The following is a 23,730-nucleotide window of genomic DNA, read 5'->3' as shown; positions in this document are numbered from 1 at the left end:
CCTTCACAGCACCGATGTCATCTGAGACCCGTTTCCCCAGCGCCTGCAGTCTCGATGTCGTGGGCATCGGCAACGCCATTGTTGACGTTCTGGTTCAAACCGACGACAGCTTCATTAGTGAGCAAGGCCTCCAGAAAGGAGGCATGGCCCTCATCGACGAGGGACAAGCGGAGACCCTCTACAAGGCGAGCGGCCCAGGCCTTGAGACCTCCGGTGGTTCTGTCGCGAACACCATGGTTGGCATCGCCCAGCTGGGGGGTCGCGCCGGTTTCATCGGTCGTGTCCGAAATGACCAGCTCGGCAGCATTTTCAGCCACGACATCCGCGCCGTGGGTGCAAGGTTTGAGACCCCGGCAGCCACCAGCGGAGCCACAACAGCGCGCTGCCTGATTTACGTCACGCCCGATGCGGAGCGGACCATGTGCACCTTCCTGGGGGCCTCCACCCAGCTGGAGCCGGAGGATCTCGATCTATCGATGGTCCAGCAGGCCAAGGTGCTCTATCTGGAGGGCTATCTCTGGGACAGTCCAGCGGCCAAGCGGGCCTTCATCGCCGCCGCTGAAGCCTGCCGTGAAGCGGGTGGCAAGGTCGCCCTGTCCCTCTCGGATGGCTTTTGCGTGGATCGGCACAGGGAAAGTTTCCTCGAGCTGGTGAATGGCCACGTCGATGTGCTGTTTGCCAACGATGTTGAGATTCAGTCGCTTTATGAAACCGAGGACTTCAACCAGGCACTGGAGCGTGTCCGAGGCTGCTGCTCGGTGATCGCAATCACCCGTGGAGCCCAGGGATCCGTCGTGCTGAGTGGAGATCAACGCTGGGATATCGGCATCTTCGGCCTAGGCGACCTGGTGGACACCACAGGAGCAGGCGACCTCTACGCAGGGGGATTCCTCCATGGCTTCACGCAGGGCGAATCCCTCGAGCGCTGTGGTCAGCTCGGTGCTCTTTGCGCCGGCCAGATCGTGACCCAACTGGGGGCAAGATCCCAGGTCTCGCTCAAGCAGCTGGCGACGACACATCTGAACTGAGCTCCGCCAGGGCCCAGGCCCCATAGGCCGGTGAGGACATCACCGGCCAGCTCAACCACTCAGGGGTGTCATAGCTGTGCAGCTGTGAGACAACCGAGCGAAGCGCCTCCAAATGTTGGGTCGAGGTCTTCATCAGCAGTTGCACCTCATGGGACTGCTGCAGGGCCCCCTCCCAGCGGTAGAAGGACTGAACGGGGTGGATGGACACACAGGCCACGAGACGGCGCTCCAGCAAGGCATCGGCGAGGTGTTGGGCACATTCAGGGCTCGCTTCCGTGGTGAGGGCCAACACAAGCCCGCTCGCATCAGTCACGCTCAAGCCACTCCAACAAGGTGCTCACATCCTCGACACAAACCATGCGATCGGGGGGTGCCGGCCGACGCAAGAGCAACAAGCTGAGCTCAAGCTCTCGGGTCAGGCGATGCCAGAGCTGTTCGGTCACTCCACCGGACTGTCGGCACAGCACCGCACTGATGCCCCATCGACGGCAGAGGGCCCGCTCGATCGCCCCCGCCACATCCCCCTGCAGGGGGCGCACCACCGCAAGGTGATCCGGGGGCAGACCCGCCCGCAATGCTGCACATAATCCGTCAGGAGACGGAAGGGCGCGGCCATAGGGGATGGCACCGGCGCGGCGCACAGCAGCAGCCATCACAGGCAGGTGACGACCACCGATGGCCAGAAGCAGGCGCTGGCCCTGCAGCGGCAGCGCAGCCAACGCCTGGGCATCAGTCACCAGGGATGCACCACCCAGTGGTTCAAGGCGACGCTCATAACGCACCAACGGTTGACCAACCTCCGCACAGGCCCTGACCAAGGCATGGCTGATCTGTGATGCGAATGGGTGCGTGGCATCCAACACCCAGCGGAAGGGTCCCGCCTGGCGCAAGGCGTCCGTGATCCCGCCAATGCCCTGCAAAGCACCGACCGAGATCCCCTCCAACGCGAGCCCCGCATAGGCATTCGCCGCACTCGGGGTCACCACGCTCACGCTCACCCGCCAGTGGCGGCGGGTGAGATCTCGCACCAACTGCGGCCCCTCACCAGTTCCAGCCAGCAGCAGCACACGACGCTGGTCATTCGCGAGCCCTTGCATCAGGATGTGCCCCAACTCCAGATCAAGCCATGAACCATTGCGTGCTCGAAGTGGAGGTGATCGACGCACCGACGGTTCGATACACCCAGGACAACCAGACTCCCATTGCCGAGATGGCCGTGCGCTTTGACGCCCTGCGGGAGGGTGATCCGCCAGGAGAATTGAAGGTGGTGGGCTGGGGCAACCTTGCCCAGGAGCTGCAGAACCGGGTGCAGACGGGACAGCGCCTTCTGATTGAAGGCCGGTTGCGGATGAACACCATGCCCCGGGGCGATGGCATGAAGGAAAAACGGGCTGAATTCACCCTGGCTCGGCTGCATCCGATCGGTGCGGCATCCACGGGTTCATCCCCCGCGGGCCGACCACCAGCACCAGCCCCAGCCGCAGGTCGCCAGGCCCCAGCAGCAGCGCCAACACCTGTCGCCAAAGAGCCCGAACCGGCCAGCTGGAATGCCGCTCCCCTGGTTCCCGACACCGACGACATTCCGTTCTGAATCAGGGGATGCTCCACCTTCGGAGCGTTTTACCGATCGCCTGCATCCTGCAGCTCTGAGGCTCGGGTGATCAGTTGCCCGAGCTCTCGCTCCAAAGCTGCAAGGTCAAGCCTGAGTTCGGGCCAACGCCCGCCGTCAATCTGCTGCAGCAACCAGCTGCGATCGCGATCGAGCTGCTGCAAGAGATCGTCCATGCCAGTCGACGAAGGATCAGGCATCAAGCTCAGGCTGCGGATCTCCATCCTGATGGGCCAGAGGTCAAAATGGCGATCAAGCCAAGGCCTTCATGAAGGATTTCCTCTCCCCCGGCAGCCTCATCACCATCGCTGGAGGCGTCCTGACGGTGGTCGGTGCCACCGCCTACGCCACGGGAAGCGCCAACCTCAGCCTGCCCACAATTTTCTATGGCATCCCCATCCTGTTGGGGGGGCTGGCTCTGAAGTCGTCGGAACTGCCACCCGCAATCCGGGTGACACCCATCAAAACCTTCCAAAAAGAGCGCGAAGCGGCCCCTGAATTAGGCAAATTGCTGGGTGACGTCACGCGCTGGCGCTACGGCCAGAAAGCCCATTTGGAAACCTCGCTCGAGGCTCTCAAGCTCTGGGACGAGGACACCCCGCCGCAATTGGAGGAAATCGAAGAGCTGCATTTCGACACCGGCTATGGCCTGCGGCTCCGCTTTGTTTTGGGAGCCGTCCCCATCGAACGCTGGCAGGAGCGACAGGAGCGGCTTGGTCGTTTCTTCGCCAAGGGGATGCGGGCGGAACTACGGGAATTGGATCAGCAGCGGCTCGATCTTGTTCTGCTTCCAGCGGGAGAGGCCTAACCCATGGCCCAACCCGCCCAGAACAACGATGACGCCTTACGGGTGTCGGTGCTGAGTGAAGCGCTCCCCTACATCCAGCGCTTCTCTGGACGACGCATTGTGATCAAGTACGGCGGAGCCGCTATGGCCCACGCCGAGCTGCGTTCTGCGGTCTTCCGCGATCTGGCGTTGCTGGCATGCGTGGGGGTCCAACCCGTTGTGGTTCATGGCGGTGGCCCCGAAATCAACCAATGGCTGGAGCGGCTGGAGATTCCGGCCGAATTCCGCGATGGACTTCGCGTCACCGACGCCGACACCATGGATGTGGTGGAGATGGTGCTGGTGGGTCGCGTCAACAAACAAATCGTGAATGGGCTCAATCAGCTCGGCACCCGTGCCGTTGGCTTGAGTGGCAGTGATGGAAGCCTTGTGGAGGCGCGCCCCTGGGGAGATGGCAGCCATGGACTGGTGGGGGATGTCGCCCGCGTGAATCCCGACGTGCTGGAACCCCTGCTCAACAAGGGCTATGTGCCGGTCATTTCCAGCGTGGCGGCGACCCCCGATGACGGCCGTGCTCACAACATCAACGCCGATACGGTGGCCGGGGAACTGGCAGCGGCCCTGGAGGCCGAAAAACTCATCCTGTTGACCGACACCCCCGGCATCCTCAAAGACCGGGACGATGCCGACTCCTTGATCCGCAAACTTCGCCTGTCGGAAGCGAGACAGTTGATTGAAGACGGTGTTGTCGCAGGGGGCATGACCCCAAAAACGGAATGCTGCATCCGCGCCTTGGCGCAAGGAGTAGCTGCTGCCCACATCATTGATGGCCGGGTTCCCCATGCCCTGTTGCTCGAGGTCTTCACCGATGCCGGCATCGGCACCATGGTTGTGGGACGCAGCTGAAGGGTGAGCGAGCAGAACTCAGCACTGGACCTGTCCGAAGCGGAGGCGGCCCTTGATCGCGGGGACTACGGACTATGCCTGGAGCTGCTCCTCCCCCTAGCTGAAACCCACCCGCCCAATAGTCCTGAGGGGCCCCGCCTGCGTTTCCTGATGATCACCGCCTGGATGGGGCAAGGGCAGGACGACAAGGCCATCGCCACCTGCCGTCTGCTGAGTCGATGCCGAGATCCCAAGCTGCGCCAGCAAGCGCAACAACTGCTCGGAATTCTCGAAGCCCCCAGCCTGGATCGTCCGGAACGCTGGTCAATGACAATGCCGCAGCTGGAGCTGAATGCCTCCGGCAGCGGGCAGACGAGCCCCATGCGACGGCGGCGCTCCCGGCGCCCCGAACCACCACCACCACCACCGACGGGACCGACGCGCCCACCGGCGGCAGGGTTCGCCGTGTTCGTCCTGGCGGTTTTGCTGGGGATCACTCTGCTTTTGAGTGGCTGCGTGCGGATCCAGGCCGATCTTGAGCTTCGTGGCCCGGATCGACTGGCCGTCACCTGGGACGTGCAGAGCACCCAGGAACGACAGCTGCCCTGGCAAGACCAATTTGAGCGGGACCTGAAACGGGAGGTGTCGGGGCTAAGGATCGAGCAGGTGGGTCCTGGACACCAACGCATCAGCAGTCGCGTTGTGTCATCGCACGATCTGGCGCAACAGATGGCCTCCGTGGTGGAAGTGGCGGGTCACGCGGCGGGAGTCTCACTCCCAGCACCGGTGCTCAAGCTCGAGGAACGCAACTGGCTCCTGGGGGTGCAGCAGCACGTGCAACTGATCGTCGACCTCAGCAATCTTCCCGAGATTCCAGGGCTCGACGTGCATCTGAGCCTCAACCATGGACGAATGGAGAGCACGGCTCATTCCGGCACAACCACCGAGCTCAGTTGGCAGGGTTGGCGCTGGAATCCGCTCGGCCTCGGGGGGCTGGTGATTTTGATCCTGCTGTCGAGCAGCCTGCTGCTGCAGGTCGTGCGGCGAAAACTGGGCTTTGGCTTCCCAGAACTGCCCTCCTGATCAAAGCTGCTGCGGATCGGGATCCACGGTGAGCGCCACACCACGAGGCAAGCCATCCCAGAGCTCCTGCCCCGAAGGCAACGGGAGAGAGGAGCCCGCTGGCCCATGCAGCAGCAGCTGCCATCGGCTCCGTCCGGCCACTCTGGCCACCGGGGCAGGGGCAGGCCCCAACAACCACCAGCTCTGGCTCTGACAGATCGGCCGAATCCGCTCCGCAAGCACTGCTGCCGCCGTTGCTGTTTTGCTCGGGGAGTCTCCCGAGAGACGCAACAGACAAGCGCGACTGAAGGGCACCAGGCCAGCCTCCTTGCGAAGGGCCACCTCCTGGGCCAGAAACGCTTCATAGCGACCATCCACCAGGTGTTGGATCACCGGATGCTCTGGGGTGTAGGTCTGCACCAACACTTGCCCCGGTCGCTCGCCCCGGCCAGCACGGCCCGCCAACTGCAACAACAACTGCAGTGCCTGCTCTCCTGCGCGTAGATCGGGGCGGTGCAGAAGCCCATCCGCCGCGAGCACCGCCGCCAGGGTGACCCGCGGCAGATCCATCCCCTTGGCCAACATCTGGGTGCCGATCAAGACATCTGCTTCTCCAGACGCAAAGCGATCCAACAGGCGGCGATGACCATCCCGCCCCCCTGTGGAATCCCGATCGAAGCGGAGCAAGCGAAGCCCTTCAAGCTCCTTGGAAAGAAGTTCCAACACCTTCTGCGTGCCTGCGCCAAAAGGTTTGAACGCCGTGGAACCACAGTGACTGCAACGGTTCTCTAAGTCCTCACGATGGTCACACCAATGGCATCGCAGCCACTGGCGTCCCCCCTGGCCGCGGTGGACGGTGAGAGCCACATCGCAGTGGGGGCACATCACCACTTCGCCGCAACTGCGACAACTCAAAAAAGGGCTGTATCCCCGGCGAGGCACCAGAACCACCGCCTGTTCGCCTTGCTCGGGCAACGCCGCAAGACGATCCATCAAGGCACGGCTCACCAGGCGCTTGTGTCCTTCAGCCAACTCATGGCGCATGTCGATCACATGCACAGGAGGGAGAGCCTGCCGGGAAATCCGTTCCGTCAGGCGCACCAGGGTCAAGGGGCCATCGGAGCCCGATTGAATCCAGCTCTCGAGCGACGGTGTGGCACTGCCCAGCACAAGCCGTGCCTGTTGCATCACAACCCGATCCAAGGCCACGTCGCGGGCGTGATAGCAAGGCATCGGTGCGTCTTGCTTGTAAGAGCTGTCGTGCTCCTCATCCAGAACGATTAATCCCAGAGGCTTCAGAGGAACAAACACGGCGGAGCGTGTCCCAACCACCACCAACGGTTGATCCGCGGCGAGACAGCGGCGCCAGCTCCGAACCCGTTCGGCGTCACCACAACCGCTGTGATATTCCACGACGCGCGAGCCAAAGCGTCTGCGGCAGCGATCGATGAGTTGGGGGATCAAACCGATCTCAGGGGTGAGCAGCAGCACATGGCGGCCCCGCTCCAACTCCTGGGCAGCCAGTTGGAGATAGACCTCGGTCTTACCTGAACCGGTGATTCCCCACAGCAATAGGCCACGCCCCGGCGAAAGCTGCTGGTAGGCATCAACCACGGCCTGCTGTTCAGCGGTCAAGGCCTGGGGAGGCTCCTGGGGTGCATCGTCAACGGCCCCCTTGTGCTCAGCCCGCCGGCGCTCACGCACCAAGTAGCCCTGCTCGACAAGGGTGGTCAGCAACTGGGCACCAAACCCACTGGCCAGCAGGTCCTTTTGCCAGCTGCCTCCACCCTGGCCCTCCAACCAAACCAGAAGCTCCCGCTGGCGGGTGGTGGGCTGGTCCGCATGATCGGGGGGATCACAACCCTGGATCCACCACATCTGACGTCCCCCCGCCAGCGAGCGTTGGCCCGCCTGACCAATCCAGCCCGCCGGCAGAGCTGCCTTCAACGTGCGAAAGGCACTGAGATGACAACGGTCGGCGACCCGCTCCAACCAGCTGTACCAATCCGGATCGACAGCAGCCCGCTGCAGGAGTGATTCAACAGGTTGCAGTCCTGGGGGCTCCTCCGCTCCCCACTCCCGCTCCGCGACCACCAGCCCATGCATGGCGCGACCCCGAAGGCGCACCTGAACAAGGTCCCCTGGCATCAATCCCATGGCCGGATCAGCGGAGTAACTGAAGGACCGCCCCTCCCTGCCGGCCTCAAGCCAGACATCAACGCAGCGCCTCGGATGCGACAGGACCTTGCAAACTTCGGAAGACTTCATTAACGTGAGGAGGTTGGACGTTTTATGCCAACCCTGCGCTCGATCCAGAGGGAAGACACAGAGTCTGAAGTCAAGGCCTTGTCCTTGCCACTTTGACCGGTCTGAGACCACCCCGGACAGCACAGACAATCAGTCCAAGCGTTTCGTTGACTCGCGGACACCACCATCAGCCCATGATCTCCGTCTCAGCGTCAGCTGCGTCGTGTCCTTTCGTTCAGACAGGAGATCAAGGCCATCACGGCTTCTGCCGTGGTTGAGGTGTTTCCGCATTTGCGTCCCCCTTCATCCGACTTCGACTCACCATGACCCCTGCTGCCACCAAAGCTGCCAAGCCGGACATCGTTCTTTTGGCCAATGCTGATGGCACGGTGAAGGAAGTCTCTTCGAGCTCCAGCAAAGAAACCAAAAAAGCTCCCGCACGCCGACGCACCAGCAAGACAAGCGCGAAGGACCTGAACGCTGCGGCCGATGAGCTCTTGGCCGCGGCCGATCAAGCCAAGGCTTCGGGCACCACCAAGAAAGCAGCCACCGCCAAGAAGGCAACAAAGGCAAAAACCACCACCAAGAAGGCAGCCACCAAGAAAGCAACCACAGCCAAGGCAGCTACAGCTCAACCAACAGCTGAAGAGAAGGCCAAAACAGCCGCTGCCGAGAAGGAAGCCAAGGCCAAAGCCCTGGCCAGCATCAAAATCGGCCCCAAAGGCGTTTACACCGAAGACTCCATCCGGGTTTACCTGCAGGAAATCGGACGGATCCGCCTGCTGCGTCCCGATGAAGAGATCGAACTGGCCCGCAAAATCGCTGACCTTCTCTATCTCGAGGAACTGGCGTCTCAATTTGAAAGCGACAACGGTCGGGAGCCCGACAAAAAAGAGTGGGCTGCGTTGGTGGAAATGCCACTCATCCGCTTCCGCCGTCGCTTGATGTTGGGCCGACGGGCCAAGGAAAAAATGGTGCAATCCAACTTGCGCCTCGTTGTCTCGATTGCCAAGAAGTACATGAATCGGGGCCTGAGCTTCCAGGATCTGATTCAGGAAGGCAGCCTTGGCTTGATTCGTGCAGCGGAAAAGTTCGATCACGAAAAGGGCTACAAGTTCTCCACCTACGCCACCTGGTGGATTCGTCAGGCCATCACCCGAGCCATCGCCGACCAGAGCCGCACCATTCGCCTACCGGTGCACCTTTACGAAACCATCTCCAGGATCAAAAAGACCACCAAGGTTCTTTCCCAGGAATTCGGCAGGAAGCCCACCGAGGAAGAAATCGCTGAATCGATGGAAATGACCATCGAAAAACTGCGGTTCATCGCCAAGAGTGCCCAGCTGCCGATCTCCCTGGAGACCCCCATCGGCAAAGAGGAAGATTCCCGTCTCGGCGATTTCATCGAAGCCGACATTGAGAACCCCGAACAGGACGTCGCCAAAAACCTTCTCCGTGAAGACCTCGAGGGAGTCTTGGCAACGCTCAGCCCCCGTGAGCGGGATGTGCTTCGCCTCCGCTATGGCCTCGACGACGGTCGCATGAAAACCCTTGAGGAAATTGGCCAGATTTTCGATGTGACCCGCGAGCGGATCCGTCAGATCGAGGCCAAGGCCCTGCGCAAGCTGCGCCATCCCAACCGCAATGGGGTACTCAAGGAATACATCAAATAGATCGTCCGGCCCGAGGCTGCCTCCAAACAGTCTCGGGAGTAATACATAAGTACATTCCCCCTGGCTCAAAGCACCGATGGGCTCCTATAAAGAGCCAGAGGGAATTGAGACGCCCTCCTCACACGGAAGAGATCAAACCCCAGTCTGAGACTGGGGTTTTCCTTTTTAGAAATTCAGGTTCAGCTCCACACTTCACTGGGAGCCTTCGAAGGTCTCCGTAAATTCCTGGAAAGCGCGCTTCAGGCGCTCCACGGGAGTTTCTTCAAGAGGGCACTCTTGGCGCGTTTCCTGGGCATAGGCCTGAAGCAGAAGGGCATCGGGCTCAAGCACAGAGGCCACTGCAGCCTTGAACAGCACCAGATTGGGCTGGGACGTCAGCCCCAGCAGGTAAGGCTGAAGCACCCAACTGGGCTGAGCATCGCTCGACGGCTCCACGACGGGGCGAACCAGACGCGGCCGCAGCAACTGATAGGCATGGTCACCATCGCGATCCGTTGTGTGCCGGAGCCGCGCCAGCAAGACATCGCCACTGCACAACAGGACAAGACGAATGCACCCTTCTGCCATCAACGGAATCATGGTCTCCTGCTCCTGGGTTTCAGGGGCAACCGAGCCAATCGCTCCCGCCTGACGAACGCCATTAACGACGGGTCCCGGCATGACTCTCCTGCGTTGATTGGGAATGTTAAGCGTTCTTCACAAAGACGATCTTCTCTTTCGAAGCTTCACAACCTCAAGGGTGTCAATCCATGGAGACCTGCCCAAAAGCGTAGGCTGGGCGGCTGATTCGCCCTCTTCATGGCCCTCACCGAACTGCGCATCGCCTCACGACGCAGCCAGCTGGCCATGGTGCAGACCAATTGGGTCAAAGCGGAACTCGAAAAGGCCCATCCAGGCTTGAAAATCACCGTGGAGGCCATGGCCACCCAGGGCGACAAAATCCTGGATGTCGCCCTGGCCAAAATCGGCGACAAAGGCCTGTTCACCAAAGAACTGGAAGCCCAGATGCTGGTGGATCGTGCGGACATCGCCGTCCACTCCCTGAAAGACCTGCCGACCAACCTTCCTGAGGGGCTGATGCTCGGTGTCATCACCGAGCGGGAAGATCCGGCTGACGCACTTGTCGTGAATGCCAAAAACCAGGCCTACAAACTCGACACACTCCCTGAAGGATCTGTGGTGGGAACCAGCTCCCTACGCCGCCTGGCCCAGCTGCGTCACCACTACCCCCACCTGATTTTCAAGGACGTTCGAGGGAATGTGATCACTCGGCTGGAGAAGTTGGACAGCGGCGATTACGACTGCCTGATCCTGGCTGCAGCCGGTCTTGGCCGCCTGGGCTTTGCCGATCGGATCCACCAACTGATCCCCGGCGATATCTCCCTGCACGCCGTTGGCCAGGGAGCACTGGGCATCGAATGCGTGGAGGGCAAGCCCGAAGTGCTGGAGGCAATCAAAGTGCTGGAGCACAGTCCCACCTCCCAGCGCTGCCTGGCCGAACGCGCTTTTCTGCGGGAACTGGAAGGCGGCTGTCAGGTTCCCATCGGAGTGAACACCCACTTCGAAGGCGATCAACTGATCCTCGTGGGCATGGTGGCCAGCCTCGATGGCAAACGCTTGATCCGCGACCAGGCCAGCGGCCCTGCCAGCGACCCCGAAGCCATCGGCCTCTCCCTCGCCCACACCCTCAAAGATCAGGGTGCAGGAGAGATCCTCAAAGAGATCTTCGACACCGTTCGCCCTGAAGCCTGATCAACTGCGAATCTCAAGGCGCGTACCAACATCCACGGCTTCAAACAGCTGCCGGATGTGGCTGTTGAGCATGCGCACGCAGCCAAGACTGACGGCAGCACGAATCTGAACCCAGTGCGGCCACGCCGTTCCATGAATGCCAAATTCGCCGCGGCCATTGCGGTGAAAGGCCATGTAGCGATCGCCGATGGGGCTGCTGGGTCCGCGCAACTCCCGCCGCTGCCCCGCCTTGTTCGTCACATAGATGGGATCGACTTTCTTGGTGAGAATGGCGAACTCCCCCTTAGGGGTGGGCGTCTTCGGATCACCGATCGCCACCGGCCACGATCCAAGCCGCTGGCCACCGCGAACAAGAGAGATCTGTCGCTTGCTCAGGTCGAGAACGATGCGCGACTCCCGCGGAACACGCTGCAACGCCACCTCAGCGGAATGAGCGGAAAGCGACGGCAGCAAAGATCCCGCCAACACACCGCCCAAGAGCACTGAAAGCAATGGCCACTTCATGAGACGCACAAGACCCATTGGTCTCAACGTATTCATCGCTGCGCGAAAAAACCGCAGACCTGGGCTGCCAATTTGAACTCTTCAGATTCTTTTTGTTCTCAAGCATGAGACTGACAATCCAGCGGTACCCTTCACCAACTCTCTTTTCTGCGTGTTGACCTCCACGGCGATCGCAACGGCGCGGCCAACCCTGCTCCACGGCAATGCCCTCAGTCAGGAGGTTCAATCGATCAGTTTTCGCTTCTCCGACGTCGTCAGCAACCGCAGAACCTTCCTTGCCGCTGCCTGGACGCTGCGGCGACGGGGGATCATTTGCCTGCGGGAAGCGGCACCTGCTGACCTAATCGCGTCGATCAACAGCGATGTCGCCCAGCTGCTCGAGGAAATCGAATCAGGAGATCACGGTCGACTCGCTTCCCTGGCCTATCTCAATCTTCCCGATCACCGTGTGCTGAAGGGCTACAACCAGTTCCGCGATGCGGATCGGGCCGTCATCAACTACCGGGTTAAACGCCCCGATGGCCGCAGCGGCAGCGATGCGGGAATGATCGACATCTTTCATCCAGAGCGCCTCTCAGAAAGCCTGAACTCCAGCATCCGAGAGTGTCTTCAGGAAACCTTGATTCAGCGCTTGCTTCTGGCGAGCAGCTTCAATCGTCTGCGGGTGAAATGCCGCAATCTTTACCTCAACCGCGGGGTTCAGGACACGCGCAGCTACCACTGCGATGGACGCTCCCTGAAGTTCAAATCCTTCGTTTACCTCAGCGATGTTCAATCGCTGGCCGATGGGCCCTATTGCTTTGTGCCCAGGTCCCAACGCCGACGACGGCTCTGGTGGCGCAATGCCCGCTACAACAAACGGCACGGTCTGGGACCGTTTGAATTCAGTCAGCTGCAAGGGGCTGAAGCCATCGCTTTGTTTGCCAAGGCAGGAGACATGGTGCTCTCATCGCAGCGCGGCGCCCACTGCGGTCACCCGCAACACCCTCAAGCACGCCGTGCCGTCCTGGTGAACATGTTCCAGCGCTGAGCCATAAAAAAGGCGGGGACATTCCCCGCCTGATCACCAGCCAACGACTGGATTGTTCAGTCCACCAGCTTGGGATCGATCTCAGCCATGTAGCGAGCCTCACAGCTCTTGATGATCTCAATGGCTTTTTCGGTTCCAAAGAAACCGTTCACCGTGCAGGTGCCGGGCTTCTTCAGATCCTTGTAGTGCTCCCAGTAGTAGGTGGTCTCTTTCTTCCAGTGATCACCGAGATCTTCCCAGCTCTTGATGTGATCCATACGCTTGTCATCGGCAAGCACCGCGATCACCTTGTCGTCAACTTCGCCACCGTCGTCGAAGGTCATGATCCCGATGATGCGGGCTTCCACAATCGAACCCGGAATCAAAGGCTCAGTGACACCAACAATTTCAATGTCGAGAGGATCACCGTCTTCATCCCAGGTGCGGGGGATGCATCCGTAGGCGAAGGGGTAAGCCAGGGAGGAGTAACCGACGCGGTCCAGCTTGAGATGGCCGGTTTCCGTGATCAGCTCGTACTTGTTGATCGTGTTGGAGTTGAGCTCCACGATCGTGTTGAGACGAAGTTCGGCTTCATCAGCGAAGGCCGGCAGCACATGCAGCAAATTGGGCATGCTGCGGCTGGGTGCCTGATCGAGGTTGGCCATAAACGGCGATGAACAGCGCGGCGCATCCTACGGGCACCTCATCCACCCAGGCCTGAAACAGCTAGGACGCTTGGTGCAACCGATCAAGCTTGTTCTCCAGATAGCCAAGAAAGGCTTCGGTGCTCAAGGCACGACCGCTGACCTTTTCCACCAATTGCTCCGCATTCACACTGCGACCGAGGGGGTGCACATGCTCACGGAGCCAATCCAGAAGCGGCGTGACATTGCCACGCTCAACATGCTCTTCCGGAGCACCGATCGCCTCCGCCATCGCTTCGCTTAACTGCGCACTGATCAGGTGCCCCAACAGATAAGACGGGAAATAGCCAAACAGCCCTTCACTCCAGTGCACATCCTGAAGACATCCCTCCGCATCGTTCATGGGACGGACTCCCAGGAGCTCCCCGTAACGCCGGTTCCATTCGCCGGGCAGATCCTTCACCGCCAACCCGTTCTCTAACAAGGCGATCTCGAGGTCGGTGCGAATCAGGATGTGGAGGCCGTAGCTGAGTTCATCCGCCTCAACGCGGTTCAAGCCTGGCGAGATGGGGTTCATGGCCTGCCACATCTCCTGGGCACAGCTGAAGGGAGCTCCAGCCTGAGCAAAACGGGGCCACCACTGCTCCGCAAACGGACGACTCCGGGCAACGCGGTTCTCCCAGAACAACGACTGACTTTCATGAACGGCCATCGAGGTGGCCTGACCCAGCGGCCAGGCAAACCACTGGTGGCTTTGGTCTGGCAAACCTTGTTCGTACAGGGAGTGTCCCCACTCATGGGCGGTGGCCAGGAAGCACGACAACGGCTGTCCAGGCACCACACGCGTGGTGATCCGGTAATCCGCCGGTCCCACCGTGATGGAGAAAGGGTGTGGGGAGCGCGCCATGCAGGTGATGGCGGGGTTACGGCCCCAGGCCTGCAGGAGCCCATCACAGAGATGTTGCTGGCTGGACTCATCGAGATCCCAGTCCGCTGATCGTGGGCGTGGATGGGTGGATGCCTGAGCGACCAAGTGCGGCAACCGTTCCCGCAAGGGAGCAAACAGGGCCTCGAGACGTTCAAGCCGAAGGTCCGGTTCAAAGGGTTGCGCCAGGGTCTCCCAGCACGAGCGGAGCTCGTTCAGCTGTTTGGCCTGCTCCTGGCGCAGGTCAATCAACGTCTGCAGTGCGGGTGCAAAGAGGCTGAAATCAGACGCCGTTCGAGCCTGCTGCCACAGGTTGTAGCCCTCAGCCTTGGCCGTCGCCAAGGCGGCGACCAGGGCTGGGTCGAGAGCCTGCTGCCTGCACAGGTCCTGCTCCAGTAAATCCAAATTGCGGCCCTGCTCGGGGCATCGTTCACCGGAATTCCAATGCTCACGAGCTGCAGCCAGCACATCCGCGTAGGCCGCGGAGCTCTGACGTGCATGAAGCTGGGTCGCCAGAAGCGTGAGCTGCTCACCTCGCCAGGGTGCACCACCAGAGGGCATGCGGGTGTTCTGATCCCAATACAGCGTGCTCTGGATCGAACCGAGCAGCTGTGTTTCACGCAAATGGGCTCCCAGCTGCCCCCAAGCCATTGCGGCAGAAGCCATCTCGCTCTCCTTTCAATCAATTTAACGACTCTGGGGGTGGCATCGAAGCTGCGATGCAGGGCATGGTGAAGCAGTTCGGTCTTCCTGCATCGATGCGCCGACTGATGCTGCGCGCAGCCTTTGGGCTCGCCCTTCCCATGGCTCTTTGGCCGCTCAAACTGATCTACCGACAGCCGTCGACCATCCAGTGACGCCGGTCAGTGCAACTCACATCGGCCTCGGCACAGGGTCTCCAAATCCGCTCGCCCCGTCATTTGAAGCCGCCGGGCCGCCCAAATCCCATATACCCAATCGACCACGCCACCGATGACTGGCCAGCGGGTCGGTGCGTACAGCCACCCCAGACCAATCAGGCGGTACGCCTCACGAAAGACGGCCACATCCCGCAGCACCTCACCGGAGCCCGCAATGGCATGAATGCGGCCCATGGCAGCGCGGTAGCTGATGCCTTCATGGGCCTCAGGGTCGTACCCCGCAGCATCGATATCAACAAACTCAAGCCGGCCCCGACGGTCACGCCGCTGCAGAAAGCGAACTTCCCGCACACACAACGGACAGCCCCCGTCGAAAAGCAGGGTCAGTTCGGGGGCAGAGGGACTGGCCATGGACTCAGGCGGTGCTGCAACACGCAAAGTAAGGAGAGAACGCTCGAGAGTGGTGGGAGTGCAGCAGATCCTGCATCAGATTTCGGTCCAAACCCCTGGGAAAGGGTTCACCCGTCTGGACGGTCGGTTGAATGCCTGGATCCGCAGCACGGGCCTGGACCAAGCCGTTCTGCACCTCACCTGTCTGCACACCAGTGCAAGCCTCACGATCAACGAGAACGCTGATCCACGGGTGCTGCAAGACCTTGATGCGTGGATGGCCGATGCCGTTCCGGAACACCGCCGCTATCTCCATGACGACGAAGGAGCGGATGACATGCCGTCCCATATCCGAACAGCACTCACCAGCCAAACCCTCAGCCTGAGCGTCAGTGGAGGACAGCTGCTGCTGGGCACCTGGCAAGCCGTGTACCTCTGGGAGCACCGCAGCGCTGCTCACACCAGAACGATCGCCTGCCACCTTTTCGGCGAACCATCCAGCGTCACGGCACCTCGTTCCACGACGCAGAACGCCTCAGCCAAGCCTCAAACCCTGTTGAGTCTTCGCAATGCGGAACGGATCAATCAAGCCATTCAGGCGAGACACGACCCCAATGCCTGGGAAACAGACAATGGCATCGATACAGACACCGATCTGATGATTGATCGATTGCATGATCTGAGCGACTAAGCCTGGAGGATGCGAAATGGATGATTTAGTGGTTGTCTTCATGTCGGTTCCATGACCCTTGGGCAGGTTCTACGGATTGTTGTTGTCAGCGGTTTGATCGTCCTGTTCTGGGTTTGGATCGATCCCGCTTTTGCAGTCGTCCTCGGGATCATTTCGATGGGGGTTCTGAGTGTTGCCAACCGCCATCCCAAGCCTCGTTGGATCCAAAAATTTTGGGCTTATTGCATTGAGCGTGGTCAGCACGACAGGGAGCTTCCTTAACGCCTTACAAATTCAAATCTGGTGAGGAGCCCTTGATAACAACGCTTCCCTTAATCATGGCTGGTGGCTCCATGCATCACAGACTGGATAACGCTGCACTGACTCCCCGTGAAGGGGAAGGGAGTCAGTGCAGTGACCAGCAACAGATGACGTGGATCAAGCCATCGGATGCACAACACATTCCTACGCGTCATCCACAATCACTTTGGCTTGGGAGTCATGGGCAAGATAATATTCGGATGAAGCATTGGTACCGATCAAAGTCTTCCAGGTCCGAAGCCACATCCACATCTCGACCAGCATCAAAACAAGTCAAGAAACAAACAATTCATTTGGATGAATCAGTCATTCTCACAAGCAAGGCAGTAGTTCTGAGCGGCAACAATTCCAACACAAATGGAGATTAAATACTTTGCGGCCGTGCTTTGACGAAAATAGATTAATTGCACCCGTCGATGCAGCAAAGCTGCTTCAGTTTGCTGCCTTGCTAGTAGCTCTTTAGCTTCTACACGCCGTCCCATAAAAGACTATGTCCCTAGCACACTTCAACACATCACAGGCGATCATGACTTGAATCGCAATGAAGTTTCATGACCACTGCAAAAGTACTCGTTCGATCTCGACGCTACCCAGCCGAGATGAATTCAGGCCGCAGCGACCTCTCCCGAAAAGAAGCAATCCCTACACAGAAGCCTCCAGCCCCAAAACCTCTCCGATCAGCTCAATAGTCCCGGAAAAATAAAACGAATTTTCAGCGCGAAACTCACTGCCGAACAGAGCACAATTCATGGTTGTTACCACTGCAAGCTCCAACACCTTGGCAAGATAACTCAAACCACCCTCGTCGATGGCGGCAAAGAATCCACTCAATTCTTTGAGATCAGCTAAATTATTTTCAATAAAATGATCACCTTTACCTTTCAACATTGAAGAGTATTTCTCCAGAGCAGTGCTCACAAACAAAATAATAGTATCCTCCGAACCTCTTGCGAAGTTCTGAGCATCACGCTTACTTTCATCATCAAGAGGCTTGAACGTCTCCTGGATAGCAGCCTGCACTGCTGGAGACTGCATCACCCATAACATCTGACTTTTCAGCTCTGACTCTTCACAGCAGCCAATCCTGAACTGGCTTTGCGCCCATAAAGCTGCAACCGTTAGGCCAACGAAGCCTGCTGTTCGTGCACCCATGATTCCGTATTGACGCAAATGATCTGTTGCCTGCAATAGAAGTTGCGATTTCTTCAGGGACTCATCATCCTCAGCAGCCGAAGGATCTTCACGTTTCTGGTGATCAACCCATTCAGCAATGGATGCGGTCATCATCACTACTGCTTTCTCAAAATTTTCACGGGATGGTTCAGAGCTCCTACCAGGCGCGTCGAGCATTCACTTTTCTGCAACAACCAAAGCTACCACCAGCACTTAACACTGATAGTTACAACCTGTACAGCAACACCATGCTATCGCCGCACTTGCCAGCTAAAACGCCATGGCCTTGACCTGCACAGGGAGAGAAGTAGCGCAAGAATCAATTGAACTAATTACATACAAATGCTTAATAATTATCTTCAATAGCAACCAACATCCTCCAAAACTTTAAGAGCCAATTCTAGTTCAAGTCTTAAATTCAAACCTTTCTGCATTCAATACGAACAAGCCAAATCGATCCCCAAACAACCACTCATCACCGAACATTCCAAGCAGCGTGGGGCTGTACCTGCCTCGCACCATCCACCAGGCTCTCCAAGAGCCTCGTCTGCCAAAGAGGCCTTAAAAATGGTGAAGGACTGGTCGTCAAGGGAGTTCACAACGCTTGGCATGTCTCTCCCTCCCGCCAGAATGGTTGGGTGAATTTGCGAGCTGATGCCGGTTGAACTTCTCGACGCCACCCAGAAGTCGGCGCTCGCTACACGTTTGCCCCACTGGAGCGTTCAGGAGGAACGATTGCACCGCGATCTGCAGTTCAACAGTTTCGTTGAGGCGTTTGGATTCATGGCACAGGTGGCCCTCTTGGCCGAATCCAAAAATCACCATCCGAACTGGAGCAATGTTTATAACCGCGTGTCGATCGACCTAACCACTCATGATCTCGGTGGCCTCAGCAGTCTCGATGTGGAACTGGCTACCGAAATCGACGCCCTGTTGCCAGCATGAGTGCTGAGGGACCTTGCGCATGACCACTGCACCAGTCGCTTCAGGCGTCCCGGTCACCATTCTCAGCGGCTTCCTCGGAGCAGGGAAGACCACGCTGCTGAACCACATCCTTACCAATCAGCAGGGTGTGAAGACTGCGGTGCTGGTGAACGAGTTCGGCGAAATCGGCATCGACAACGATCTGATCGTCACCACCGATGAAGACATGGTGGAGCTGAGCAACGGTTGCATCTGCTGCTCGATCAACGACGAACTGATGCAGGCAGTGGAGCGGGTCATTGAACGGCCTGAACCTCTCGACTACATCGTTGTCGAAACCACCGGTCTGGCCGATCCCCTGCCCGTTGCCATGACCTTCTTGGGTAGTGAGCTGCGCGATCAGACCCGCCTTGATTCGATCATCACGCTGATCGATGCAGAAAACTTCGATGAAGTCGTGCTCGAGACGGAAGTCGGCCGAGCCCAGGTGATTTATGGCGACATCTTGCTGCTGAACAAGTGTGATCTCGTCTCCAAGGAGCGGCTTGAGGCCGTTGAGCAGAAACTCAGAGACGTCAAGAACGATGCCCGCATCCTGCGATCGGTGAAAGGGGATGTCCCCCTAGCCTTACTGCTCAGTGTCGGCCTGTTCGAATCCGACAAGGTGAGTGCCCCCGCCGACGATCAGAGCCTGGATCACAGCGACCACGATCACAGCCACGACCACGACCACGACCACGGTCATGGCCACGGTCATGGCCACAATCATCACCATGACCACAGCCATCACCATGACCACAGCCATGGTGATCACGCGGATCATCAGGCGATCGAAGGATTCACCTCCGTGTCCTTCCAGAGTGATGGACCCTTCTCACTGCGCAAGTTCCAGAACTTCCTCGACAACCAAATGCCCCAGGAGGTGTTCCGTGCCAAGGGAGTGCTTTGGTTCAACGAAAGCGAACGCCGCCACGTGTTCCATCTGGCAGGCAAACGCTTTTCCATCGACGACACCGACTGGACCGGTGATCGCAAGAACCAATTGGTGCTGATTGGCCGTGACATCGACCACAAGACCCTGCGGGAGCAACTCCAGGCTTGTGTTGCACCTGATGCTGGAAAAGGTTTCAGCTGATTCAGCAGAACCCATGAATGCTGCTTATTGTGCGTGCCATGGAAGACACCTCAATGGTCGAACCGCTGCTGCTTGGAACAGTTTTTGTTCTCGCCAGTTTGCTCCTGTGGCTCCTGGCTGATTCCGATGATGACAACGGTGGCGGTGGTCTGCGGCAGCCGGCTCTAGTGCCCATTCCTGTCCGCCATCAACAGCGCTGAACACGTCGAAAGCTCCTACTTAATCCCCCACTGAGGTGGGGGATTTTTTATGGCAATGCGTGGCCACCGGGACGGCCGCTCCTCGGCTCAGCTCACGTCGGCATGCGGCAGCAGCGTGACTCTGGCCCCATCCCTAAACATGAGGCGGCAACGGGTTTGTGGAGGATGCTCCTGATCAATCGGGCAGTTGGCCCGCACCATCACATCTCCGACACGGATTCGGTATTCCCACGCGTCACCCAGAAATTCACGCCCCAGAACACTGGCATTTCCTTCGCTGTCAGCAACGACATTGATGTCGTGCGGGTCGACCAACACACAACAATCGCCGGATGCTCGGCGGTCAGCCAACACCATGGGCTTCGATTCATCCAGATCGCCCAGCAGACAAGACAACTGCCCTCGCTCCCGCGACTGCACGGGAATCAAGTTGCGTTGAAGCACGAAGGATCCAACAAACGGCGTCGCTGGTGATCGCACGATGTCTTGGGGGGAGGCACATTGATGCAAAATGCCATCCCTCATGACAGCGACGCGATCGCAGATCGCCAAGGCTTCTCCCGGGTCATGGGTGACGATCACGCCGCTGGCTCCACAAGCGTCCAGCACAGAAGCAAGCTCACTTCGCAGTCGCAGCCTCACCTCCACATCCAGGCTGGAAAAGGGCTCATCCAAGAGCACAACCCTTGGAGCTGGGGCCAGGGCCCGCGCCAAAGCCAGCCGTTGACGCTGACCACCGGACAGCTGGTGTGGGTAGCGCTGCTCCAGTCCATGCAACCCCAGCAACTCAAACAGCCAGGCCACCCGCTCAGGATTGGGGTGCCGCTGAGGCAGGCCAAAACTGGCGTTTTGCCAAGCATTCAGATGAGGAAACAGCGCATAGTCCTGAAAGACCATGCCAACACCCCTGCGTTCTGGCTCCATCCAGGCCCCTTCACCAGCCACGCTGCGCTGGGCCAGCTTCACCGTTCCCCGCTGGGGACGTTCGAAGCCAGCAATCAAGCGCAGCAGGGTGGTTTTGCCGCAACCGGAGGGGCCAAGCAAACCCAGCAGCTCCCCTTGCGCCAGTTGAAGATCCACCCCCTGAAGGGTCCAGCCCTCGGAAGCATTGCCGTAGCAATGCCAAACCCCGTTCAACTCAACCGTTGGCTCCATCGGGAGCTGCTGTTCCACAGATCAAAGCAGCTTGGGAACGGACAGACCTTAAGAGTGTGTCAAATGATCGATGCTGGCGTGCGTTTTGCACGTCTTGAGCCGCGCAACCATCAACGCCTTGTCCGCCATCGGACGCACAGATCGCTGGGATGAATGATTTGCTGATCGTCTGCCTGACCCACCCCCCTTATCGCCAGACTCATTCCAGGGCAATGTCGCAACGACGGTGTCCGGCCCATCGCTCAATTGACGTTGCTGACCAACCGGATTGTTCCAAGCTCGAGCCGGCTGGCCCTCTTTCTGCTCGCTTCGATCACAGCCCTGATTGCCATCTGGCCGGTGCTGACGTTGGTGCGGGAGGCGATCCAAACCCTGCAGAGCGGCTTCACCGATCTTGGGCCTGATGGGGTGCGCCAAGTGGTGGGCACAATCAAGCTGCTGCTCGGAACAGCCACATTGGGCACCGTGCTGGGCACGGCCAATGGATGGCTGCTGTGCAACTGCCGTTTTCCCGGTCGGCAAGGGCTGCGGATTGCTCAGCTAATTCCGCTAGCAACACCGGCCTATCTGCTCTCAGCAACACTGATCGATCTGGGGAGTCGCCACAGCTGGACGATTCATGGCATGGGTTGGGGGATCACTGTCATGGGCTTGACGACCTACCCCTACGTGTTTCTGCTGAGCACAGAGAATTTCTCCGTCAGCGGTCGGCGTCAGCTGGAGGCATGTCGCAGCCTGGGGGTCGGCCCCTGGTCGGCCTTCCGTCGCGTTGCCTTGCCGATCGCTCTTCCCGCGATCGGGGCCGGTGTCGCCCTGATGGGAATGGAAGTTGTGAATGAACTCGGTGCTGTTCAACTCCTCGGCATACCAAGCCTCTCAGCAGGCATCCTCGAAACCTGGCAATCCGACGGCAATCCCTCTGGAGCCATCTACTTGGCCTTAATCACGTTGGTGATCGTGCTGGGTTTGGTGATCTGTGAACGCAGCCTTCGCAGCCGCAGTCGGCGCTGGTGCGATGGGGTGGCCGGTGGGGATTCAACGGCCTGGCCCCTTCATGGAATCCGTGCACTGGTGGCTCAACTGCTGGCGATCATCCCTCCTGTGTTGAGCCTGGGAACCCCTCTGCTGTGGGCTGCCACCAACCTGGATCAGCTCCAGAACGGCTGGAACGACGATCTCATCAGCCTGTGTGGGCGCAGTCTTCTGCTGGCCCTTGCTGCCGCCGTTTTGGCGGTTGCGGCAGCTCTGGTGCTTGCCATCGCCAAACGCTGGTCTGATGCCCGATGGCTGAAAAGCCTCACCTTCCTGGCGGGAACGGGTTACGCGATCCCAGGAACCGTTCTGGCTCTGGCCCTGCTGCTGACAGGAGCCCCCTGGCAAGTCGCTCCGTTGCTCCTGCTGCTGTGGGGATACAGCGATCGGTTCCTGGCCGTGGCGAAAGGCGGTTTGGACGCTGCCCTCGAGCGGATCAGTCCAACCCTCGATGAGGCCGCCACCGGAATGGGTTCCCCGTGGCAGAGCGTGCTCAAACGCGTGCACTTGCCCTTGTTGCGAGGGCCCATCACCGTCGGTCTTCTGCTGGTCTTTGTCGACACGGTGAAAGAGCTTCCACTCACGTTTGCTCTGCGACCTTTCGACTTCGACACCCTCTCAGTGCGGGTGTTCCAGTACGCCGGCGATGAACGGTTGGCCGAAGCGCTGTTGCCGGCGCTGATGATCCTCGTTCTGGGACTGATTGCCGCTATGGCTCTGGTGCCGACGCTGGATCATGGCTCCAGCGGTGAGGTCTCATCATCACCGCAGCAACCTCTCTGAGGAATTGCGCTGGAGCAGCCCAGCACGGGTCTTGAGGCGAGCAGGGAGTGTGGACCAGGCAAGCGGCTCTCCAGAGGAAACGGCATAGGTGGTCTCCCTGATGGCGTCCCGCACCCCATCCATCTCCAGCAACGTGAAGGTCTGCTGAGGGGAAGCATCAACATCAAGCAGACGCCGGGGGCCACTGCCCAGCGCGCCGAGCTGGATGAGATCGAGCTGGCCACGACGACCGGAGAACCAAACGTGATGATGACCACTGATGTAGGCCTGAACGCGGGTGTTCTCCATCAGAGCCTGAAGCTCGCTTCCTCGGTCCAACACTTCACCGGGGCGATCCTTGCCCTGACCAACACCAACCAAGGGCAGATGGCCAACCACGAACCGTGCGCGCGCCGCTTGTGCCTTGGTGCTGGCCAACTGCTGTTGTGCCCAGACCAGTTGGTCCTCAGGGATCCGGGCCGAGCTGGCATCCCAGACCAGCCAGAAGATCCCCTCCTGAAGCACTGTGTAACGGAAGGGGAATTGCAAGGCATCCACGAACCCCAATCCCATGCGTGAACGGATTGGGGGCCAGAACCGGGACACAGCGGCTCGATCAGCCGCAAACCCCGGCGAACCGTCATGGTTCCCGATCGCGGGCAGCAGAGGGATACCTGCCATCTGAAGCGGCTGCAGCACAGCAGCCTCGAACCCCCGCCACATCGCATCGAGCTGCTGGCCACTGAGCCCTCGCATCTGGCCCGCGACCATGTCGCCAGCACACACCACCAGATCGGGCTGAAGGGCAATCAGTCGCTCCACCCCCTGATGAACGGAAGGGATGTAGCTGGTGGAGCCATAGCTGCTGTTGAGGTCACTGATCAGCCCGACCCGCAGCGCAGACCGGTTGGCAGCCCTTATCGGTAGAAGCGCAGCACTACAGCCGGTTCCAAGCATCAGCTGCAGCAGCCGGCGACGACTCA

Annotated in this window: 27 protein-coding genes; 15 read left to right on the top strand and 12 right to left on the bottom strand. The window is 59.5% G+C overall.

Annotation, left to right across the window (positions count from 1 at the left end; genetic code table 11):
- Positions 1-14 precede the first annotated feature (14 nt).
- Entirely contained in the window at positions 15-1,028 is a 1,014-nt protein-coding gene (locus SynPROSU1_RS03925; RefSeq protein ID WP_186571587.1) for an adenosine kinase, read from the top strand.
- Here SynPROSU1_RS03925 and cutA read toward each other — a convergent pair.
- Together cutA and SynPROSU1_RS03915 are read right to left on the bottom strand one after the other, a co-directional pair.
- Positions 997-1,341: a divalent-cation tolerance protein CutA gene (gene cutA, locus SynPROSU1_RS03920; RefSeq protein ID WP_186571586.1), complete on the bottom strand. Its 345-nt coding sequence runs from the start codon at positions 1,339-1,341 to the stop codon at positions 997-999. The genes SynPROSU1_RS03925 and cutA overlap by 32 nt on opposite strands.
- Positions 1,334-2,125 carry a precorrin-6A/cobalt-precorrin-6A reductase gene (locus SynPROSU1_RS03915; RefSeq protein ID WP_186571585.1) on the bottom strand — a complete coding sequence of 264 codons (792 nt, stop codon included), beginning with the start codon at positions 2,123-2,125 and terminating at the stop codon, positions 1,334-1,336. The genes cutA and SynPROSU1_RS03915 overlap by 8 nt, the downstream gene beginning before the upstream one ends.
- A gap of 29 nt (positions 2,126-2,154) precedes the next feature.
- Between SynPROSU1_RS03915 and SynPROSU1_RS03910 the strand changes: the two genes are divergently transcribed.
- The gene (locus SynPROSU1_RS03910; protein WP_186571584.1) at positions 2,155-2,619 is read left to right on the top strand and encodes a single-stranded DNA-binding protein; all 465 of its coding nucleotides are present in this window, start codon (positions 2,155-2,157) and stop codon (positions 2,617-2,619) included.
- Between the two features lie 29 nt (positions 2,620-2,648).
- On the opposite strand, the gene SynPROSU1_RS03905 is transcribed toward SynPROSU1_RS03910, so the two are convergent.
- The gene (locus tag SynPROSU1_RS03905) at positions 2,649-2,837 is read right to left on the bottom strand and encodes a hypothetical protein (RefSeq protein ID WP_186572222.1); all 189 of its coding nucleotides are present in this window, start codon (positions 2,835-2,837) and stop codon (positions 2,649-2,651) included.
- A gap of 68 nt (positions 2,838-2,905) precedes the next feature.
- On the opposite strand from SynPROSU1_RS03905, the gene SynPROSU1_RS03900 reads away from it, so the two are divergent.
- Genes SynPROSU1_RS03900 through SynPROSU1_RS03890 form a run of 3 tightly spaced genes read left to right on the top strand, consistent with a single transcriptional unit; the run spans position 2,906 to position 5,392 of the window.
- Complete coding sequence (locus tag SynPROSU1_RS03900) at positions 2,906-3,445, top strand: DUF2854 domain-containing protein (RefSeq protein WP_186571583.1); 540 nt, start codon at positions 2,906-2,908, stop codon at positions 3,443-3,445.
- Between the two features lie 3 nt (positions 3,446-3,448).
- Positions 3,449-4,330 carry an acetylglutamate kinase gene (gene argB, locus SynPROSU1_RS03895; RefSeq protein WP_186571582.1) on the top strand — a complete coding sequence of 294 codons (882 nt, stop codon included), beginning with the start codon at positions 3,449-3,451 and terminating at the stop codon, positions 4,328-4,330.
- Between the two features lie 3 nt (positions 4,331-4,333).
- Positions 4,334-5,392, top strand: coding sequence for a DUF3153 domain-containing protein (locus SynPROSU1_RS03890; RefSeq protein ID WP_186571581.1), 1,059 nt, complete (start codon positions 4,334-4,336; stop codon positions 5,390-5,392).
- On the opposite strand, the gene priA is transcribed toward SynPROSU1_RS03890, so the two are convergent.
- Entirely contained in the window at positions 5,393-7,639 is a 2,247-nt protein-coding gene (gene priA / locus SynPROSU1_RS03885) for a primosomal protein N' (RefSeq protein WP_186571580.1), read from the bottom strand.
- A 302-nt stretch (positions 7,640-7,941) separates the two neighbouring features.
- Here priA and rpoD point away from each other — a divergent pair, with 302 nt between their 5' ends.
- Entirely contained in the window at positions 7,942-9,291 is a 1,350-nt protein-coding gene (gene rpoD / locus SynPROSU1_RS03880) for an RNA polymerase sigma factor RpoD (protein ID WP_186571579.1), read from the top strand.
- Between the two features lie 192 nt (positions 9,292-9,483).
- Here rpoD and SynPROSU1_RS03875 read toward each other — a convergent pair whose 3' ends face one another.
- Positions 9,484-9,951, bottom strand: a complete 468-nt coding sequence (locus SynPROSU1_RS03875) for a hypothetical protein (protein WP_186571578.1) — start codon at positions 9,949-9,951, stop codon at positions 9,484-9,486.
- 138 nt (positions 9,952-10,089) lie between these two features.
- Between SynPROSU1_RS03875 and hemC the strand changes: the two genes are divergently transcribed.
- A complete protein-coding gene (gene hemC, locus SynPROSU1_RS03870) occupies positions 10,090-11,043 on the top strand; it encodes a hydroxymethylbilane synthase (protein WP_186571577.1) in 954 nt (317 codons plus the stop codon).
- Here hemC and SynPROSU1_RS03865 read toward each other — a convergent pair whose 3' ends face one another.
- Complete coding sequence (locus SynPROSU1_RS03865) at positions 11,044-11,547, bottom strand: L,D-transpeptidase (RefSeq protein ID WP_255444776.1); 504 nt, start codon at positions 11,545-11,547, stop codon at positions 11,044-11,046. It abuts the gene before it with no gap.
- Positions 11,548-11,698: 151 nt separating this feature from the next.
- Here SynPROSU1_RS03865 and SynPROSU1_RS03860 point away from each other — a divergent pair, with 151 nt between their 5' ends.
- Complete coding sequence (locus tag SynPROSU1_RS03860; RefSeq protein ID WP_186571575.1) at positions 11,699-12,577, top strand: hypothetical protein; 879 nt, start codon at positions 11,699-11,701, stop codon at positions 12,575-12,577.
- Between the two features lie 56 nt (positions 12,578-12,633).
- On the opposite strand, the gene SynPROSU1_RS03855 is transcribed toward SynPROSU1_RS03860, so the two are convergent.
- Both SynPROSU1_RS03855 and SynPROSU1_RS03850 read right to left on the bottom strand, forming a co-directional pair.
- Positions 12,634-13,221 carry an inorganic diphosphatase gene (locus SynPROSU1_RS03855; protein WP_115023992.1) on the bottom strand — a complete coding sequence of 196 codons (588 nt, stop codon included), beginning with the start codon at positions 13,219-13,221 and terminating at the stop codon, positions 12,634-12,636.
- A 61-nt stretch (positions 13,222-13,282) separates the two neighbouring features.
- Complete coding sequence (locus SynPROSU1_RS03850) at positions 13,283-14,791, bottom strand: carboxypeptidase M32 (RefSeq protein WP_186571574.1); 1,509 nt, start codon at positions 14,789-14,791, stop codon at positions 13,283-13,285.
- Between the two features lie 62 nt (positions 14,792-14,853).
- Here SynPROSU1_RS03850 and SynPROSU1_RS13880 point away from each other — a divergent pair, with 62 nt between their 5' ends.
- On the top strand, positions 14,854-14,982 hold the full coding sequence (locus tag SynPROSU1_RS13880; protein WP_255444775.1) for a hypothetical protein: 129 nt from the start codon (positions 14,854-14,856) through the stop codon (positions 14,980-14,982).
- Positions 14,983-14,988: 6 nt separating this feature from the next.
- On the opposite strand, the gene SynPROSU1_RS03845 is transcribed toward SynPROSU1_RS13880, so the two are convergent.
- Entirely contained in the window at positions 14,989-15,396 is a 408-nt protein-coding gene (locus tag SynPROSU1_RS03845; RefSeq protein WP_186571573.1) for a thiol-disulfide oxidoreductase DCC family protein, read from the bottom strand.
- Here SynPROSU1_RS03845 and SynPROSU1_RS03840 point away from each other — a divergent pair.
- On the top strand, positions 15,395-16,066 hold the full coding sequence (locus SynPROSU1_RS03840; protein WP_370586245.1) for a secondary thiamine-phosphate synthase enzyme YjbQ: 672 nt from the start codon (positions 15,395-15,397) through the stop codon (positions 16,064-16,066). The two genes, SynPROSU1_RS03845 and SynPROSU1_RS03840, sit on opposite strands and share 2 nt — an antisense overlap.
- Positions 16,067-16,117: 51 nt before the next feature.
- The gene (locus SynPROSU1_RS03835; protein WP_186571572.1) at positions 16,118-16,327 is read left to right on the top strand and encodes a hypothetical protein; all 210 of its coding nucleotides are present in this window, start codon (positions 16,118-16,120) and stop codon (positions 16,325-16,327) included.
- 681 nt (positions 16,328-17,008) lie between these two features.
- On the opposite strand, the gene SynPROSU1_RS03830 is transcribed toward SynPROSU1_RS03835, so the two are convergent.
- Complete coding sequence (locus tag SynPROSU1_RS03830) at positions 17,009-17,716, bottom strand: hypothetical protein (RefSeq protein WP_186571571.1); 708 nt, start codon at positions 17,714-17,716, stop codon at positions 17,009-17,011.
- Positions 17,717-18,193: 477 nt separating this feature from the next.
- Here SynPROSU1_RS03830 and SynPROSU1_RS03825 point away from each other — a divergent pair, with 477 nt between their 5' ends.
- From SynPROSU1_RS03825 to SynPROSU1_RS03815, 3 genes are read left to right on the top strand one after another with little or no spacing between them, the layout of a single operon-like run.
- Positions 18,194-18,484, top strand: a complete 291-nt coding sequence (locus SynPROSU1_RS03825) for a 4a-hydroxytetrahydrobiopterin dehydratase (RefSeq protein ID WP_186571570.1) — start codon at positions 18,194-18,196, stop codon at positions 18,482-18,484.
- Positions 18,485-18,503: 19 nt separating this feature from the next.
- Positions 18,504-19,598 carry a GTP-binding protein gene (locus SynPROSU1_RS03820; protein WP_186571569.1) on the top strand — a complete coding sequence of 365 codons (1,095 nt, stop codon included), beginning with the start codon at positions 18,504-18,506 and terminating at the stop codon, positions 19,596-19,598.
- 17 nt (positions 19,599-19,615) lie between these two features.
- Positions 19,616-19,798 carry a hypothetical protein gene (locus SynPROSU1_RS03815; protein ID WP_186572439.1) on the top strand — a complete coding sequence of 61 codons (183 nt, stop codon included), beginning with the start codon at positions 19,616-19,618 and terminating at the stop codon, positions 19,796-19,798.
- Positions 19,799-19,885: 87 nt separating this feature from the next.
- On the opposite strand, the gene SynPROSU1_RS03810 is transcribed toward SynPROSU1_RS03815, so the two are convergent.
- Positions 19,886-20,953 (bottom strand): ABC transporter ATP-binding protein, encoded by a 1,068-nt coding sequence (locus SynPROSU1_RS03810; RefSeq protein WP_186571568.1) that lies wholly within the window; start codon positions 20,951-20,953, stop codon positions 19,886-19,888.
- Positions 20,954-21,199: 246 nt separating this feature from the next.
- On the opposite strand from SynPROSU1_RS03810, the gene SynPROSU1_RS03805 reads away from it, so the two are divergent.
- Positions 21,200-22,768 carry an iron ABC transporter permease gene (locus SynPROSU1_RS03805; protein ID WP_186571567.1) on the top strand — a complete coding sequence of 523 codons (1,569 nt, stop codon included), beginning with the start codon at positions 21,200-21,202 and terminating at the stop codon, positions 22,766-22,768.
- Here SynPROSU1_RS03805 and SynPROSU1_RS03800 read toward each other — a convergent pair.
- Positions 22,748-23,716, bottom strand: a complete 969-nt coding sequence (locus SynPROSU1_RS03800) for a metallophosphoesterase (protein WP_186572220.1) — start codon at positions 23,714-23,716, stop codon at positions 22,748-22,750. The two genes, SynPROSU1_RS03805 and SynPROSU1_RS03800, sit on opposite strands and share 21 nt — an antisense overlap.
- Positions 23,717-23,730: the final 14 nt, after the last annotated feature.

Origin of the sequence: Synechococcus sp. PROS-U-1 (genome assembly GCF_014279755.1) — a bacterium.
Lineage (GTDB): Bacteria > Cyanobacteriota > Cyanobacteriia > PCC-6307 > Cyanobiaceae > Parasynechococcus.
This window is presented reverse-complemented; position numbering and strand designations above follow the sequence as displayed.

What these genes read in the sequence shown, in the direction of transcription:
- SynPROSU1_RS03925 (WP_186571587.1), top strand. Translation starts at nt 15, where the DNA reads ATGTCATCTGAGACCCGTTTCCCCAGCGCCTGCAGTCTCGATGTCGTG.
- SynPROSU1_RS03915 (WP_186571585.1), bottom strand. Translation starts at nt 2,125, where the DNA reads ATGCAAGGGCTCGCGAATGACCAGCGTCGTGTGCTGCTGCTGGCTGGA.
- SynPROSU1_RS03910 (WP_186571584.1), top strand. Translation starts at nt 2,155, where the DNA reads ATGAACCATTGCGTGCTCGAAGTGGAGGTGATCGACGCACCGACGGTT.
- SynPROSU1_RS03905 (WP_186572222.1), bottom strand. Translation starts at nt 2,837, where the DNA reads ATGCCTGATCCTTCGTCGACTGGCATGGACGATCTCTTGCAGCAGCTC.
- SynPROSU1_RS03900 (WP_186571583.1), top strand. Translation starts at nt 2,906, where the DNA reads ATGAAGGATTTCCTCTCCCCCGGCAGCCTCATCACCATCGCTGGAGGC.
- argB (WP_186571582.1), top strand. Translation starts at nt 3,449, where the DNA reads ATGGCCCAACCCGCCCAGAACAACGATGACGCCTTACGGGTGTCGGTG.
- priA (WP_186571580.1), bottom strand. Translation starts at nt 7,639, where the DNA reads ATGAAGTCTTCCGAAGTTTGCAAGGTCCTGTCGCATCCGAGGCGCTGC.
- rpoD (WP_186571579.1), top strand. Translation starts at nt 7,942, where the DNA reads ATGACCCCTGCTGCCACCAAAGCTGCCAAGCCGGACATCGTTCTTTTG.
- SynPROSU1_RS03875 (WP_186571578.1), bottom strand. Translation starts at nt 9,951, where the DNA reads ATGCCGGGACCCGTCGTTAATGGCGTTCGTCAGGCGGGAGCGATTGGC.
- hemC (WP_186571577.1), top strand. Translation starts at nt 10,090, where the DNA reads ATGGCCCTCACCGAACTGCGCATCGCCTCACGACGCAGCCAGCTGGCC.
- SynPROSU1_RS03865 (WP_255444776.1), bottom strand. Translation starts at nt 11,547, where the DNA reads ATGAAGTGGCCATTGCTTTCAGTGCTCTTGGGCGGTGTGTTGGCGGGA.
- SynPROSU1_RS03855 (WP_115023992.1), bottom strand. Translation starts at nt 13,221, where the DNA reads ATGGCCAACCTCGATCAGGCACCCAGCCGCAGCATGCCCAATTTGCTG.
- SynPROSU1_RS03850 (WP_186571574.1), bottom strand. Translation starts at nt 14,791, where the DNA reads ATGGCTTCTGCCGCAATGGCTTGGGGGCAGCTGGGAGCCCATTTGCGT.
- SynPROSU1_RS13880 (WP_255444775.1), top strand. Translation starts at nt 14,854, where the DNA reads ATGGTGAAGCAGTTCGGTCTTCCTGCATCGATGCGCCGACTGATGCTG.
- SynPROSU1_RS03840 (WP_370586245.1), top strand. Translation starts at nt 15,395, where the DNA reads ATGGACTCAGGCGGTGCTGCAACACGCAAAGTAAGGAGAGAACGCTCG.
- SynPROSU1_RS03845 (WP_186571573.1), bottom strand. Translation starts at nt 15,396, where the DNA reads ATGGCCAGTCCCTCTGCCCCCGAACTGACCCTGCTTTTCGACGGGGGC.
- SynPROSU1_RS03835 (WP_186571572.1), top strand. Translation starts at nt 16,118, where the DNA reads ATGACCCTTGGGCAGGTTCTACGGATTGTTGTTGTCAGCGGTTTGATC.
- SynPROSU1_RS03830 (WP_186571571.1), bottom strand. Translation starts at nt 17,716, where the DNA reads ATGCTCGACGCGCCTGGTAGGAGCTCTGAACCATCCCGTGAAAATTTT.
- SynPROSU1_RS03825 (WP_186571570.1), top strand. Translation starts at nt 18,194, where the DNA reads ATGCCGGTTGAACTTCTCGACGCCACCCAGAAGTCGGCGCTCGCTACA.
- SynPROSU1_RS03820 (WP_186571569.1), top strand. Translation starts at nt 18,504, where the DNA reads ATGACCACTGCACCAGTCGCTTCAGGCGTCCCGGTCACCATTCTCAGC.
- SynPROSU1_RS03815 (WP_186572439.1), top strand. Translation starts at nt 19,616, where the DNA reads ATGCTGCTTATTGTGCGTGCCATGGAAGACACCTCAATGGTCGAACCG.
- SynPROSU1_RS03810 (WP_186571568.1), bottom strand. Translation starts at nt 20,953, where the DNA reads ATGGAGCCAACGGTTGAGTTGAACGGGGTTTGGCATTGCTACGGCAAT.